The 16589-nt window shown below is 77.3% G+C and carries 5 protein-coding genes; all 5 read left to right on the top strand.

Features of this window, described 5'->3' with window-relative positions:
• Positions 1-68 precede the first annotated feature (68 nt).
• The 5 genes from ACZ6Y7_RS36670 to ACZ6Y7_RS36650 are packed head-to-tail and all read left to right on the top strand — an operon-like array spanning position 69 to position 16578.
• A complete protein-coding gene (locus ACZ6Y7_RS36670) occupies positions 69-5723 on the top strand; it encodes an amino acid adenylation domain-containing protein (RefSeq protein WP_465762305.1) in 5655 nt (1884 codons plus the stop codon).
• A complete protein-coding gene (locus ACZ6Y7_RS36665; protein ID WP_465762304.1) occupies positions 5720-7075 on the top strand; it encodes a cysteate synthase in 1356 nt (451 codons plus the stop codon). Before ACZ6Y7_RS36670 ends, ACZ6Y7_RS36665 begins: the two co-directional genes overlap by 4 nt.
• A complete protein-coding gene (locus ACZ6Y7_RS36660) occupies positions 7072-10587 on the top strand; it encodes a non-ribosomal peptide synthetase (RefSeq protein ID WP_465762303.1) in 3516 nt (1171 codons plus the stop codon). The genes ACZ6Y7_RS36665 and ACZ6Y7_RS36660 overlap by 4 nt, the downstream gene beginning before the upstream one ends.
• Positions 10584-11939 (top strand): serine hydroxymethyltransferase, encoded by a 1356-nt coding sequence (locus tag ACZ6Y7_RS36655; RefSeq protein ID WP_465762302.1) that lies wholly within the window; start codon positions 10584-10586, stop codon positions 11937-11939. The genes ACZ6Y7_RS36660 and ACZ6Y7_RS36655 overlap by 4 nt, the downstream gene beginning before the upstream one ends.
• A gap of 28 nt (positions 11940-11967) precedes the next feature.
• Positions 11968-16578 carry a non-ribosomal peptide synthetase gene (locus tag ACZ6Y7_RS36650; protein ID WP_465762301.1) on the top strand — a complete coding sequence of 1537 codons (4611 nt, stop codon included), beginning with the start codon at positions 11968-11970 and terminating at the stop codon, positions 16576-16578.
• Positions 16579-16589: the final 11 nt, after the last annotated feature.

Here is a 16589-nt window from a genome sequence, read left to right as displayed (position 1 = left end):
CCGCACGGACCGGCCGACGACGACGGCAGACACAGGGCATCGGACACCGAACGGTGAGGAAAGAACGCGTGGACCCGCGACTTGAGCACGAGGACTGGATCTCGGTGATCGCCGCCACCGCGGCGGCGGATCCGGACCGCACGGCCTTCGAGTTCTCCGGCAAGGAGGACGCCCCGGCCGAGCGCCTGAGCTACGGACAGCTCGACCGGCGGGCCCGGGCCGTGGCCGCCCGGCTGCAGCGGCTCGGTCTGACCGACCGTCCGGTGCTGCTGCTCCAGCCGCCGGGCCTGGAGTACGTGGTCTCCTTCGTCGGCTGCCTGTACGCGCGGGCCGTCGCGGTGCCGGTGTACCCGCCCAACCGTCGGCCGCGCTCGCTGGAGCGGCTGGTCGACATCGTCGCGGACTGCGGGGCGACGGTGGCGCTGACCACCGCCGCCGTCCGGGACCGGCTGCTGCCCGACGACCCGGACGGCGCGGTGATGGACGTGCTGCGGCTGCTGGCGAGCGACCGGGTGCCCGAGGAGGAGTCGGCGCGGTGGGTGCGTCCGCGGGTCGGTGCCGACACCGTGGCGTTCCTGCAGTACACCTCCGGCTCCACCTCGGCCCCGCGCGGCGTGGTGCTGACCCACGGCAACCTGCTGCACAACTCGGCGCTGATCCAGCGGGCCTTCCGCACCACCGGCGGCACCCGCGGCATGTCCTGGCTGCCGCTCTTCCACGACATGGGACTGATCGGCGGCATGCTCCAGCCGCTGTACTACGCCGGCTCCTGCGCGCTGATGGCGCCCACCGCCTTCGCGCAGGACCCGCTGCGCTGGCTGCGCGAGATCAGCCGCACCCGGGCGACGGTCAGCGGCGGCCCCAATTTCGCCTACGACCTGTGCGCCGACCTGGCCACGCCGGAGGTGCTGGCCGGACTCGACCTGAGCAGCTGGGAGGTGGCCTTCAACGGCGCCGAGCCGGTGCGCGCCGAGACGTTCCGGCGGTTCGCCGCCGCCTACGCCCCGGCGGGCTTCCGGGCCGAGGCGTTCACCCCGTGCTACGGGCTGGCGGAGGCCACGCTGATCGTCTCCTGCAAGCCGCACGGCACCGCCCCGGCCCGCTACGCGGCCCCGAACGCCCTGCTCGCCGGTGCCTCCGACCGCGGCTCCGCCGCCGGCTCCGACGGCGCGGCCGGCGGTGTCACGGGGACCACCGAGCTGGTCAGCAGCGGGCGCCCGGACGCCTCCCAGCGGCTGGAGATCGTCGACCCGGTCACCCGCCTGCCGGTGCCGGCCGGCGCGATCGGCGAGATCTGGCTCTCCGGCCCGAGCGTGGCCCAGGGCTACTGGAACCGGCCGGAGCACAGCGCGGCCACCTTCGGCGCCCGCCTCGCGGACACCGACGCCGTCGAGGACGACGCCTTCCTGCGCACCGGGGACCTCGGCCTGCTGCACGACGGCGAGCTGTACGTCACCGGGCGGCTCAAGGACCTGGTCATCGTCCGCGGCCGCAACCACTACCCACAGGACATCGAGCAGACCGTCGCCGCCGTGCACCCCGCGCTGCGCGCCAACGGCGGCGCCGCCGTCCAGGTCGACCTGGACGGCGCGGCCGAGCTGGTGATCGTCCAGGAGGTCGCCCGCGACCACCAGGACGGCGACCTGCCGGCGCTGGCCCGCGCGGTGCGCGAGGCGGTCGCCGAGGCGCACGGGGTCCGGCCGGCGTCGGTGGTGCTGATCCGCGCCTCGACGCTGCCGCGCACCTCCAGCGGCAAGGTGCAGCGCCACGTGTGCGCCGCCTCCTACCGGGAGGGCGGCCTCACCGCGCTCGCCCACAGCGGCCGTCCGCAGGGCACCGCGGACGAGCGGCCCACGGCCCTGGACGCCGGCGCGCTGCGCACGGCCGACCGGGCCGAGCGCCCGGCGCTGCTGCTGGCCGCACTGCGCGAACTGCTCGCCGCCCGGCTCGGGTTGACCACCGAGGAGCTCACCCCGCGGCACCGGCTCGCCGAGCTGGGCCTGGACTCGCTCGGCGCCGTCCGGCTGCGCCACGACCTGCGTGCCGCCCTCGGCGTCGACCTGGCGCTGACCGAGGCGCTCGCCCTGGACCTCGCCGGCCTGGCCGGGCTGCTCACCGAGCGGCTCGACGAGGCCGCCGGGACGGCCGGGGCGGCCGGGGCGGCCGCCCCGGAGGCGATCGGCCCCGCCACCGAGCCCGGCGACCACCCCCTCTCGCCCAACCAGGCCGCGCTGCGCCTGCTGCACGACGTCGCCCCGGAGAGCCCGGCCTACCTGGTCTCCGCCGCCTTCCGGGTGCACGGCGCGCTCGACCCGGCCGCCCTGCGCACCGCCCTGGAGGGCCTCGCCCGGCGGCACGCCGTCCTGCGCAGCACCTTCCCCCGGACGGCCTCCGGCCCGGTGCAGCGGGTGCACGCCGAGCTCCCGCCCCTGGTCGAGCAGGTCGACGCCACCGGCTGGAGCGCCGCCGAGCTGACCGCGCGCTTGACCGAGGCCGCCGAGCAGCCCTTCGACCTGGCGGCCGGACCGCTGCTGCGGGCCCGGCTGTTCACCGGCGCCGAGGACGGCCACCGGCTGGTGCTGACGGCCCACCACCTGGTGGCCGACCTGTGGTCGCTGTCCCTGCTGCTGGACGAGCTGGCCGCCGACTACCCGGCGGCGCTGCGCGGCGAACCGGTCGGCGCCGCCGCCTCCGCGGCCTCCACCGACGGCGCAGCCTCCATCGACGCCGTAGCCTCCATCGGCTCCACCGCGCCGTTCGCCACCTTCGCCCGTCGGCAGGCCGAACTGCCCGGCACCCCCGCCGGCCGGCGGCAGCTGGAACGCTGGCGCACCGCGCTGGCCGGAGTGCGGAGCGGCAGCACGCTGCCCGCCGACCTGCCGCTGCCCGGGCGCCAGCGGCTGCGCGGCGCGAGCGTGCCGCTGACCGTGGACGCCGCCACCACCGAGGCCCTGACGGCGCTGGCCCGACGCGAGGGCAGCACCCTGTACACGGTGCTGCTGGCCGCCTTCCAGCTGCTGCTGGCCCGGCACACCGGCGCGACGGACGTGGTGGTCGGCACCCCGACCCACGGCCGCGCCGACGCCGCCTTCGCCGGTACGGTCGGCTGCCTGGTGAACACCGTGCCGCTGCGCGCCCGGATCGAGCCCGCCGAGCCGTTCACCGCGCTGCTGGCCCGGGTCCGGGACGACGCGGGCCGGGCCCTGGACGACGCCGAGGTGCCGTTCCCGGCCCTGGTCGAACTGGTCCGCCCGGACCGCGACCAGGGCGGCCGGCCGCTGGTGCGCAGCCTGTTCAGCCTCCAGCAGGCCCCGGGCGGCCACGCCGAGGCGCTGGTGGCGATGGCCACCGGGCGCGAGGGCGTCCCGTTCACCCTCGGCGCCCTGGAGTGCTCGACCCTGGCCCTGCCCGTCGGCGGCAGCCAGTTCGACCTCCAGCTGACCCTGGGCGCGGCCGACGGCGGCCTGGCCGGCTCCGTCCGCTACGACACCGACCGCTACCTGCCGGTGACCGCCGAGAGGTTCGCCGCCCGGTTCGCCACCCTGCTGGCCGGGATCGCGGCCGACGCCGCCCGGCCGGTCGGCGAACTGCCGCTGCTCACCGAGGCCGAGCAGCGGGACGTCCGCGCCGAGGGCGAGGCCGCCGTGCTCGGCTACGACCCCGCCGACGGCGTGGTGCGCCGCTTCGAGGCCCAGGCCGCCCGGACCCCGCTGGCGGTCGCGGTCCGCAGCGCCGGCCCCGGCGGCGAGGAGCTGGACTACCGCACCCTGGACCGGCTGGCCGACGGCGTCGCCGAACGGCTGCGCGCCCTGGGCATCGGCCCCGGCGGCACCGTCGCCGTGCTGCTGCCGCGCACCCCGCGGCTGCTCGCCGCGCTGCTCGGCGTGCTCAAGTCCGGCGCCGCCTACCTGCCGCTGGACCAGGGCCACCCGGCCGAGCGGCTGGCCCTGGTGCTGGCCGACGGCGCCGCCGCCGCGGTGCTGACCGACCTGCCCGCCGAGCGGGTGCCGGCCGGCGCCTGGACGGTGCTGCCGATCGACGGCATCGGCGAGGCGCACCGGACGGCCGACACCGTGATCGACCCGCGGGCGGCGGCCTACGTCCTGCACACCTCCGGATCGACCGGCCGCCCCAAGGGCGTCGTGGTGCCGCACCGGGCACTGGCCAACCTGCTGGCCTCCTTCGAGCGCGACCTCGCGCTCTCCCCCGCCTCCGGCTGGCTCTCGGTCACCACCCCGGCCTTCGACATCGCCGCGCTGGAGTACTTCCTGCCGCTGGCCGGCGGCGCGACCGTCCACCTGGCGGACCCGGCCACCGCCGGTGACGGCTCCCGGCTGCGGGCCTGCCTGGAGGCCGGCGGGATCAGCCACCTCCAGGCCACCCCGGTGACCTGGCAGCTGCTGCTGGACGCGGGCTGGTCGGGCACGCCCGGGCTGACGGCGCTGTGCGGCGGGGAGCGGCTGCCCGCCGAGCTGGCCGCCGACCTGCTGGCCCGCGGCGTACGGCTGTGGCAGGTCTACGGTCCGACCGAGACCACCGTCTGGTCCACCCGCGGCGAGCTGACCGCCGCCGACGGGGAGCTGCCGCTCGGCACGCCCGTCGCCAACACCCGCCTGCACCTGGTCGATCCGGCGCTGCGGCCGGTCCCGGCCGGGGTCACCGGCGAACTGCTGATCGGCGGCGACGGCCTGGCCCACGGCTACCTCGGCCGACCCGGCCTGACCGCCGAGCGCTTCGTGCCCGACCCCTTCGGCACCGAGCCGGGGGCCCGCCTCTACCGCACCGGCGACCTGGTGCGGCGCGGGCCGGACGGCGCCCTGCTCTTCGTCGGCCGCGCCGACGGCCAGGTCAAGCTGCACGGGCACCGGATCGAGCTGGGCGAGATCGAGACCGCGTTGGAACGGCTGCCGGCCGTCCGCCGGGCGGCGGTCGTGGTGGACGGCGAGGGCGCCCGCGCACGGCTGGTCGCCTTCCTCGAACAGCACGGCTCGGCGCGGGACGGTTCAGCGCAGGACGGTTCAGCGCAGGACGGTTCAGCGTGGGACGGTTCCGGCACGCACCGGCCTGAGCAGCCCGGCCCGGAGCGGCCCGGCGCTGCCACCCCACCCGGTGAGCTGCGCGAGCAGCTGCGGCGCACCCTGCCCGGCTACGCCGTCCCCTCGGTGCTGGTGACGCTGGACCGGCTGCCGCTGACCGCCAACGGCAAGGTCGACCGCCGGGCGCTGCCCGCGCCGGAGGACACGGACGCCCGCCCGGACGCCGCCGAGGCGCCCGTCGGGCCGACCGAGCGGCGGATCGCCGCGCTGCTGGCCGAGTTGCTCGGGACCGGGCCGATCGGCCGGCACGAGGACCTGTTCGACCGGGGGGCGCACTCGCTGCTGCTGGCCCGCTTCACCGAGCGCGCCCGGGCCGAGTTCGGCGCCGAGCTGCCGCTGCACCGGCTGTTCGAGCGGCCCACGGTGGCGGCCGTGGCCGCCCTGGTGGACACCGCGCCGGCCCGACCGGAGCGGGCGGCCGCCGCCGGGCGGCCGGGGCTGACCCGGGTGGACCGCTCCCGGTACGCCGTGAGCCGCGGCACCGACGGTGCGCTGCGCCGCCCGGTGCCCGCCCCCGCCGCCGCCACCGCCACGGCAGGCACAACCGCAGCCGCAGCCGCTGCCATTGCCGCCACCGCCACCGCCACCGCTGTGAACGGCCCGTCCCACACCGGGGAGTGTCGATGACCGCCGCCCCGTACGTCCCGTCCGCCCGGCCGGCCACCGCACCGGCGGCCCCCGCGGACCGCCCGTACCTGCTGCGCTGCCCGGTCTGCCACGAGGGCTACCAGGACGACGGGCTCCGGCTGGACTGCGCCGCGGCGCACCGGCCGGGCCTGCTGAGCACCGAGTACGCGACCGCCTTCGCCCCCGGCGCCGGCAGCGGCCCGTTCCGCTACGGCTGCTGGCTGCCGACCGCCGGCCGGCCGCTGCCCGAGGGCAGCGGCGGCGCCACCTACCGGGCCGAACGGCTGGGGCGCGAGCTGGGCCTGGACGAGCTGTGGGTCGCGTTCAGCGGCCACTGGCCCGAGCGCGGTGCCACCCTCGCCACCGGCAGCTTCAAGGAGCTGGAGGCGCAGGCGGTGCTGGCCCGGCTGCCCGAGCGCCCGCCGGTGCTGGTGGTCGCCTCCGCCGGGAACACCGCCGCCGCCTTCCTGCGGGCCTGCTCGCAGCAGCGGGTGGCGTGCGTGCTGGTCGTGCCGGACACGGCGCTGCCGGTGCTCGCCTCCGCCGGGGAACGGGCCGACTGCGTCCGGCTGGTGACGGTGGCCGGCGACTACACCGACGCGATCGAGCTGGCCGACGCGATCGCCGCCCGGCCCGGCCACCAGGCCGAGGGCGGCACCCGCAACGTGGCCCGGCGCGACGGTCTGGGCACCGCGCTGCTGGCGGCCGCCGAGACGATCGGCCGGCTGCCCGACCACTACGTCCAGGCGGTGGGCAGCGGAGCCGGGGCGATCGCCGCGCACCAGGCGGCCCGGCGGCTGCGGGCGGCCGGCTTCCCGGCCGCGCACGGCCGGGCCGGTGCCGGCCGCGGCGACCGCGGCCTGCCGCGGCTGACGCTCTGCCAGAACACCCCGTTCGCGCCGATGGTCCGTGCCTGGCAGGACGGGCTGGCCGAGCCGGTCATCGGCTCCGGCCCGGCCGTGCGGGAGGCGATCGCCTCCGCCCACGCCCAGGAGCTGACCACCCGCAAGCCGCCGTACGCGGTGGCCGGCGGGGTGCGCGAGATCCTCACCGAGAGCGGCGGGGAGCTGCTGGCGGCGGACAACGCCGAGGCGGTCGCCGCCGGGCGGCTGTTCGCCGAGGTCGAGGGCATCGACATCGCGCCCGCCGCGGCGGTGGCGCTGGCCGGTCTGCGGAAGGCCGCTGCCGCCGGGCGGATCCGGCCCCGGGAGACCGTGCTGCTGCACGTCACCGGTGGCGGCCGGGCCCGGCACGCGGCCGGTCGCCGGCCCGCCGCCCCGGTCCGGCCGGACCTGCGGATCCCGGCCGGGCTGAGCGCCGAGGCCGCCGCCTACCTGGTGACCGGCGCATGACGGCCCCCGCCTCCGGCCCCGCGCCCGTCCCCGCGCCCGCGCCCACCCCTGAACCCGAGTTCGCCCCCGAACCCGAACCCGAGCCCGTGCCGTCCGACCGGCAGAGAGCAGAGCAGACCATGCAGCAGTTCGCCTTCCCCGCCACCTCGGCGCAGCGCCGGATCTGGCTGGTGGAGCGGCTGACCCCGGGCACCAGCGCCTACCACCTGCCGTTCGCCCTGCAGCTGGAGGGCCCGCTCGACACCGCCGCGCTGACCGCCGCGCTGACCGGGCTGGTCGCCCGGCACGAGTCGCTGCGCACCTGCTTCGACCAGGTGGACGGCGAGCTGGTGCAACTGGTGGGCGAGGCGACGCCGTTCGCCCTGGAGACCCGGCAGACCGACCCCGCCGAGCTGGACGCCGTGCTGGCCGCCGACGCCGCCCGGCCCTTCGACCTCGCGAAGGGACCGCTGCTGCGCGCGGCTCTGCACCGGCTGGCGCCGCAGCGGCACGTGCTGGCCGTCACCGTCCACCACCTGGTCGCCGACATGTGGTCGATCGGCGTGCTGCTCGCCGAGCTGGCCCAGTACTACGCCGGCCGCGCCGCCGAGCTGCCCGAACTGCCCGTCCAGTACGGCGACTTCGCGGTCTGGGAGGCCGAGGCCCGGGCGGCCGGGGACAACGGGAACGGCGACGGCGACAGCGACGGGAGCGACGGCGACCGGGCGTACTGGCACCGGACGCTGGCCGGCGCACCCGAGCTGCTGGAGCTGCCCTGCGACCGCCCGCGCCCCGCCGTGCAGTCGCTGCGCGGCGCCGCGCTGCCGGTGGCGCTCCCGGCGGAGCTGTCCGCCGGTGTCCGGGCCGCCTGCCGCCGCGCCGGGGTGACGCCGTTCATGGCGCTGCTGGCCGCCTTCCAGGCGGTGCTGGCCCGGCACAGCGGGGGCGAGGACATCGTGGTCGGCACCGGCACCGGGGTGCGCCCGGCCGAGGCCGAGGGGCTGATCGGCTGCTTCGTCAACATCCTGCCGATCCGCACCTCGCTGGCCGGCGACCCGACCTTCACCGACCTGCTGGCCCGGGTCCGCACGGCCGCGCTGGGGGCCTTCGAGCACCAGGGGCTGCCGTTCGAGCAGATGCTCCCCGAGCGGTCGACCGGCCCGGCGCTCAGCCACAACCCGCTGGTCCAGTCGCTGCTGCTGGTGCAGAACGCGCCGCTGGCCGCCCCCGAGCTGCCCGGCCTCGCGGTGACCGTCCGGGAGGTGCCGCGCGGCGGCGCCCAGGTCGACCTCAACCTCCAACTGCGCGAGGTGGACGGCGCGTTCACCGGCACCGTCGAGTACGCGAGCGACCTCTTCGACCCGGCCACGGTGGAACGGCTGCTCGGGCACTGGCGCACCCTGCTGGCCGCCGCCGTCGCCGCCCCCGACACCCCGCTGTCCGCCCTGCCGATGCTGACGGCGGCCGAGCGGCACCGCGCCCTCGTGGAGTGGAACGACACCGCCCACGCCTATCCGCAGGCCGAGGCCTGCCTGCACGAGCTGTTCGCGACGCGGCTGGCCCGCCGCCCGGAGGCGCCGGCCGTCCTGCACGCCGGCGGCGAGCTGAGCTACGCCGCGCTGGACGAGCTCGCCGAGCGGATCGCCGGCCGGCTGGCCGAGCAGGGCGTCGGCCCGGACACCACCGTCGGCGTCTGCCTGGCCAAGGGACCCGCCCTGGTGGCCGCCGTCCTCGGGGTGCTCAAGGCCGGCGGCGCCTACCTGCCGCTGGACCCGGCCTACCCCGAACAGCGGCTGGCCTTCATGCTCCGGGACGCGGCCCCGCCGGTGGTGCTCACCGAGCGCGCCCTGGCCGGGCGGCTGCCCGCGGGCGGGGCCGCACTGCTGGAGGTGGAGGACGCCGGGCAGTGGCCCGCCGAGCGGCCCCGCACGGCCCGGCCGGCCCCGGACCACCTGGCGTACGTCATCTACACCTCCGGCTCCACCGGCGCGCCCAAGGGCATCGCCGTCCCGCACCGCGGCGCCGTCAACAACCTGCTGGACCTCAACGCCACCTACGGCGTCGGGCCGGACGACCGGGTGCTCGGCCTCTCCTCCCCCAGCTTCGACATGTTCGTCTACGAGACCCTCGGCATCCTGGCGGCCGGCGGCGCCGTGGTCATGCCACACCCGGACCGCGCCCGGGACCCGCAGCACTGGCTCGACCTGGTGCGCCGCCACCGGGTGACGGTGTGGAACTCGGCGCCCGCGCTGGCCGACGCCTTCGTCCGGGCCGGGGAGGAGCGCAACGTCCGGCTGCCGAGGCTGCGGGTCGCGTTCTTCGGCGGCGACTGGATCCCCGTCCCGCTGGTCGGGCGGTTCCGCCGACTGGCGCCGGAGCTGGCGTTCATCGCCCTCGGCGGCGCCACCGAGGCGTCCGTGCACTCGATCACCTACCCGGTGGGCGAGGTCGACCCGGCCTGGACCAGCATCCCGTACGGCCGCCCGATGGTGAACCAGCAGGCGGTGGTGCTCACCCCGGCGCTGGAGCCGGCCCCGGTCGGGGTGCCGGGCGAACTCTGCCTGGCCGGCACCGGGCTGACCCGCGGCTACCTCGGCCGCCCCGCCCTGACCGCGGACCGCTACCGCCCGCACCCGGGCGCCGGCACCGGGCCGGTGCCGCCCGGCGCGCGGCTGTACCGCACCGGCGACCTGGCCCGCAGCCGCGCGGACGGCGTGATCGAGCTGATCGGCCGGCTGGACCACCAGGTCAAGCTGCGCGGTCTGCGGATCGAGCTGGGCGAGATCGAGTCGGTGCTGCGCCGCCACCCCGGGATCGAGCGGGCCGTGGTCGCGGCCCGCGGCGAGGGCGAGGAGCGGCAGCTGGTCGGCTACCTGGTGCCCGCCGGGGGCCAGGCCGCGCCCCCGTCCGCCGCCGAGCTGCGCGCCCTGCTGCGGGCCGAACTGCCCGAGTACATGGTCCCGGCGGTCTTCGTGACGCTGGACGCGCTGCCGCTGTCGCCCAACGGCAAGGTGGACCGCACCGCCCTCCCGGAGCCGGACGCCGAGGCCGACCGGGCCACCGCCGCCTACGTGGCCCCGCGCGACGACACCGAGCTGGTGCTGTCCGTGCTCTGGGCCGAGCTGCTGGAGGTCGACCGGATCGGCGCCGAGGACGACTTCTTCGCCCTCGGCGGGCACTCGCTGCTCGCCACCCGGCTCGCCTCCGCGGTGCTGGAGACCTTCGGCGTCGAGCTGCCGCTGCGCGAGCTGTTCGAGGCGCCCACCCTCGCCGAGCAGGCGCGGCGGCTGACCGCCCGGGGCCGCGAGACGGGCACCGACGTCGCGGCGGTGGCCCGGATCGCCGCCGGACTGCTGGAGCTGACCGACGACGAGGCCCACGGGCTGCTCGCCCGGTACGACGCCCCGGACGACGCCCGGCAGGAGACCCGGCAGGCCGCCGAGCCCGACGCCTCCGGCCGGCCCCGCACCCCCCAGGGCCACGCCCACCACGCCCACCAGGACCACCAGGACCACCAGGAGAGCCACGCATGAGCACCGCCACCACGAGCCCCGGCGTCCTGGCCGCCTACGCCGGCCTCGGCGCCCACCGCCTGGCCGCCGCCGACCCGCTGCTGGCCGACCTGCTGGAGCGCGAGCACGCCCGGCAGAACGAGACGCTGGCCATGGTCGCCGCCTCCAGCAGCGCCGACCCCTCGGTGCTGGCCTGCGCCGGCGCCTCCATCTCCAACGTCACCACCGAGGGCTACCCCGGCGCCCGCTACCACGCGGGCTGCGAACTGGTCGACGAGGTCGAGCGGTTGGCGGTCGAACGGGCCCGCGCGCTGTTCGGCGCCCGGTACGCCAACGTGCAGCCGCACTCCGGCAGCACCGCCAACCAGATCGTGCTGTGCACCCTGATGAAGCCGGGCGACACCCTGCTCGGCATGGAGCTGAGCGCGGGCGGCCACCTCACCCACGGCTCGCCCGCCTCGGTGTCCGGGCAGTTCTTCCACGCCGTCGGCTACGGCACCGACGCCGACGGCCTGCTGGACTACGAGCAGGTCGCCGAACTGGCCCGGACGCACCGCCCCAAGGTGATCGTCTGCGGCGCCAGCGCCTACCCCCGCACCGTCGACTTCGCCCGGTTCCGGCGGATCGCCGACGAGGTCGGCGCCTTCCTGCTCGCCGACATCTCGCACATCGCCGGCCTGGTCGCGGCCGGGCTGCACCCCAGCCCGGTCGACCACGCGCACGCCACCACCACCAGCACCTACAAGCAGCTGTACGGCCCGCGCGGCGGGCTGATCCTGCTGGGCCGGGACGCCGACCAGCCGCTCCCCGGCACCCGCCGGACCCTCGCCCAGGCGATCTCGCACGGCACCTTCCCGTTCCTCCAGGGCACCCCCGACCTGGGCGCGGTGGCCGCCAAGGCGCGTGCCCTGGACATCGCCGCCCAGCCGGAGTTCCGCGCCCTGGCGCAGCGGGTGGTGAGCGGCGCCCGGGAGCTGGCGGAGGCCTTCGCCGGGCTCGGCCACACCCTGGTCACCGGCGGCACCGACAACCACATGGTGCTGCTGGACGTCGGCCGGCGCGGGCTGACCGGCGCGATCGCCGAGACCGCGCTGGCGAGCTGCGGGATCGTGGTCAACCGCAACCGGATCCCGGGCGACCCGCGCGGCCCGCGGATCACCAGCGGCGTCCGCTTCGGCACCAACACCCTCGCGCTGCGCGGCATGGGCCCGTCCGAACTGCGCCGCTGCGCCGCCCTGGTCGACCGGGTGCTCACCGCCGTGGTGCCGCACGGCGACGCCGGCTTCGCCCTCGACCCGGCCGTCCACGCCGAGGTGCGCGGTGAAGTCGCCCGGCTGTGCCGGGAGTTCCCGCTGCCGCACCACACCCCCTGACCGCTCCCTCGACCGCCCGGGACCATCCATGAGCCAGTCACCCCAGCGCGCCGCGCTCTCCTCCGACAAGCGCCGGCTGCTCGCCGAGCTGCTGCGCCGCCAGGGCCTCGCCCGCCCCGACGCCGCCGGCCTGATCGCCCCCCGCCCCGAGGGGGCCCGGCTGCCGCTGTCCTTCGCCCAGCAACGGCTGTGGTTCGTCGAGCAGTTCGCCGGTCCGAGCCCGCTCTACAGCATCGCCTGCACCGTCCGGCTGACCGGCCGGCTGGACGCCCCCGCGCTGGAGCGGGCCCTGGACCGGGTGGTCGAGCGGCACGAGGCGCTGCGCACCACCTTCCGCGCCGAGGACGGCCGGCCCGAGCAGGTCGTGCACCCCCGGCTGGAGGTCGCGCTGCCGCTGACCGACCTGTCCGCCCTGGCCGCCGACGCCCGGGAGGCCGCGCTCGCCGAGCTGACCGAGCAGGAGAGCCGCCGCCCGTTCGACCTGGTCGCCGGTCCGCTGCTGCGCGGCCGGCTGGTCCGGCTCGCCGACGAGGAGCACCTGCTGGTGCTCGCCGTGCACCACATCGTGGCGGACGGCTGGTCGCTGGACATCCTGGTCCGCGAGCTGGCCCACCACTACCGGCCCGCGGGCGCCGCGCTGCCCGAGGCCGCCGAGCTTCCCGAACTCCCGGTGCAGTACGCCGACTTCGCGCTCTGGCAGCACGAGCGGGTGTCCGGCGAGGCGCTGGACGCCCAACTCGCCCACTGGCGCGAGCGGCTGGCCGGCGCGCCCAGCACCGTCGACCTGCCGACCGACCGGCCGCGCACCGCCCGGCAGGGCTTCGCCGGCGCCTGCTTCCCCTGGCGGCTGGAGGGCGACCTCGCCACCCGGCTCACCGCCCTGGCCCGGGAGCACGACGCCACCCTGTACATGGCACTGCTGGCCGGCTTCACCGCCGTCGCCCAGCGCTGGAGCGGGCAGAGCGACCTGGTGGTCGGCTCGCCGGTGGCCAACCGCAACCACCCGCAGACCGAGGGCCTGATCGGCTTCTTCGTCAACATGCTGCCGCTGCGCACCGACCTGTCCGGCAACCCGACGTTCCGCGAACTGCTCGGCCGCGTCCGGGAGTCCGCGCTCGCCGCGTACGCCCACCAGGACGTGCCGTTCGAGCGGATCGTCGAGGAGGTCCGCCCGGACCGCGACGCGGGCGGGCGCACCCCCTTCGCCAACCTGCTGCTCGTCCTGCAGAACACCCCGGAGTCCAGGATCGAGCTGCCCGGGCTGCGGATGGACGTGGCGGCGGTGGACACCGGCACCGCCAAGTTCGACCTGCACCTGCAGGTCACCGAGACGCCGCAGGGCCTGACCGGCCTGGCCGACTACAGCACCGAGCTGTACGAGGAGGCCACCGTGCGCCGGTTCGTCGACCAGTGGCTGCACCTGCTGGCGGCGGCCGTCGCCGCCCCGGACACCCGGCTGGACGCGCTGCCGCTGCTCGGCGCGGCCGAGCGCGCGGCCGAGCTGGCGGCCGGCGCGGCCCGGGGCACCACCGCCCCGCGGGCGACCGGCCTGCCCGCCGCGTTCGCCGAGCAGGCCCGGCTGCGGCCCACCGCGATTGCGGTGAACTGCGGCGAGGAGGAGCTGAGTTACGCCGAGCTGGACCGCCGCTCGGACGCGCTGGCGCGCCGACTGCGAGAGCTGGGGGTCGGCCCGGAGAGCCGGGTGGCGATCTGCGTCGAGCCCTCGGTGCGGCTGGTCACCGGCATCCTCGGCATCCTGAAGAGCGGCGGCGCCTACGTCCCGCTCGACCCCCGCCACCCGGCCGACCGGCGGGCCTACACCCTGGCCGACTCCGGCGCGATCGCCCTGGTCGCCGATCCGGAGCATGCCGAAGCGGCCGGTGGGCTGCCCGTCCTGACGGTCGACCAGCCGGTGACGGAGGAGCCGCTGGAGCCGGCCCCGCTGGGCCCGGACCACCTGGCGTACGTCATCTACACCTCCGGCACCACCGGACGGCCCAAGGGAGCGCTGCTCACCCACGCCAATGTGCTGCGGCTGTTCGAGGCCTCCGCCCAGGAGGTGGCGTTCGGTCCGGACGACGTCTGGTCGCTCTCCCACTCGGCGGCCTTCGACTTCTCGGTCTGGGAGATCTGGGGCGCGCTGCTGCACGGCGGCCGGATCGCCGTGGTGCCGGAGGAGGCCCGGCGCAGCCCGGCCGCCCGCCACGCGCTGGTGCGCGCCGAGGGCGTCACGGTGCTCAGCCAGACGCCCACCGCCTTCCGCCAGTTCGCCGACGCCGACGCCGAGGCGGCGCGGGCCGGGGAGGCGGGCCCGCCGCTCGCGCTGCGGCACGTGGTCTTCGGCGGCGAGGCCCTGGAGCCGGGCACGCTGCGCGACTGGGCCGCCCGGCACCCCGACGGCCCGCGCCTGGTCAACATGTACGGGATCACCGAGACCACCGTGCACGTCACGGCGCACCCGCTCACCGCGGCCGACCTCGCCGCGCCCGGCAGCGTGATCGGCCGCCCGCTGGCCGACCTGGCGGTGCACCTGCTGGACGACCGCGGCGAGCCGGTACCGCCCGGGGTGCCCGGCGAACTGTGCGTCGGCGGACCGGGCCTGGCCCGCGGCTACCTGGGCCGCCCCGGCCTGACCGCCGAGCGCTTCGTCCCCTCCCCGCTGGGCGACGGCGAGCGGCTGTACCGCAGCGGCGACCTCGCCCGCCGGCTGCCGGACGGGAACCTGGAGTACCTGGGCCGGATCGACCAGCAGGTCAAGGTCCGCGGGCACCGCGTCGAACTCGGCGAGATCGAGACCGAGTTGGGTGCCCACCCGGGCGTGCGGCACGCGGCCGTGCTGCCCCGCGAGGCGCCGGGCGGCGGCCCCGGGCTGGTCGCCTACCTCGTCCCGGGCGAGCCGGCCGAGGACGCCCACGGAGCCGACGCCGACGCCGACGCGGAGCAGGTCGCGCAGTGGCGGACCGTCTTCGACACCGCCTACGAGCAGTACGAGCAGGTCGGCGGCGCCGACCCGACCTTCAACATCCGCGGGTGGACCAGCAGTTACACCGGCGAGCCGATCCCCGCCGAGGAGATGCGGCGCTGGGTCGAGGACACCGTCGCGCTGATCCGGCGCACCGGGCCGCGGAAGGTGCTGGAGATCGGCAGCGGCACCGGTCTGCTGCTGTTCCGGCTGGCCGGCGACTGCGAGCAGTACACCGCCCTCGACCTGTCGGACAGCGCGGTCGCGCACGTCCGCCGCCACCTCCCGGCGCGCTGGGGGCACGTCCGGGTGCTGCGCCGGGCCGGGCACGAGCTGGACGGCCTGCCGGCCGGCGAGTTCGACACCGTGGTCCTCAACTCGGTGGCCCAGTACCTGCCGAGCGCCGGCTACCTGGTCGAGGTCCTCACCGGGGCCGCGGCGCTGCTGGCCCCCGGCGGCCGGATCGTGGTCGGCGACGTCCGGCACCTGGCGCTGCTGGACGCCTTCCAGGTGTCGGTGCTGCGGCCGGGCTTGCCCGCCGGGTCGGACGACGCCGAGCTGGCCCGGCAGGTCCGCCAGGCCGTCCGGCAGGAGGACGAGCTGCTGCTCGACCCCCGCTTCTTCGCCGCGCTGCGCCGGGAGATCCCGCGGATCGGCCGGGTGGAGGTGCTGCCCAAGCCCGGGCGCGACCGCAACGAGATGACCCGCTACCGCTACGACGTGGTGCTGCACCTGGACGCCGAGCCGGCGCCCGCCCCGGCGCGCACGCTGCCGTGGACCGGCGGCGAACTGCGGGCGCTGCTGGACGGCTCCCCGCTGGTGGTCACCGGCATCCCCAACGCCCGGGTGCACGCCGACGCCAGGACCGCCGAGCGCCTCGCCGCCGGGGCTCCCGAGGGCGCGCCCACCGCTGGCACCGACAGCACCGGGCCCAGCACCGGCGAGCCCGCCGCGCTCGACCCGCAGGAGCTGCGCGAGCTGGCCGAAGACCTGGGCCACACCGTGGAACTCAGCTGGGCGACCGGCGACCCGACGGGCCGCTTCGACGCCGCGTTCCGCCCGGCCGGCAGCGAGCCGGAGACGGCCCTGCCGCCCGTCGGGGACGACGCCGGGCTGCCGTGGCCGCACTGGGCCAACGACCCGCACCGCGGCCGCGCCGCCCGCCGCCTGGTGCCGCAGCTCCGCTCCCACCTGCGGGAGCGGCTGCCGGAGTACATGGTCCCGGAGGCCTTCGTCGTCCTGGACGCGCTGCCGCTGACCGCCAACGGCAAGCTCGACCGGGCCGCGCTGCCGGCCCCCGACTGGTCGACCGGCTCGACCGCGCTGCTCGCCCCGCGCGACGACACCGAGCGGGCGCTCGCCGAGATCTGGAGCGCCGCCCTGGGCGTCGCCCGGATCGGCCTGGCCGACGACTTCTTCGACCTCGGCGGCCACTCCCTGCTGGCCGTCCAGGTGACCGCAGCCGTCCGCGAGACGCTCGGCCGCGCGCTGCCCGTCCGGGCGCTGTTCGAGGCGCCGGTGCTGGGCGAGTACGCCGAGGCGGTGCGCCGTGCCCCGGCCGCCGAGGCACCGGAGCAGGTGGCCGTCCCCGTGCGCGAGGCCGTGCCCGCGGAGGACGCCGGCTTCGACGACCTGTCCGCCGAGGAGCTGGCGGAGCTGATGGGCGGGGACCGGTGACCGCTCCCCGC

Source organism: Kitasatospora sp. NPDC053308, assembly GCF_055585785.1.
Note: the sequence above shows the minus strand (reverse complement) of the source record. Positions and strands in the feature narration are given on the sequence as shown.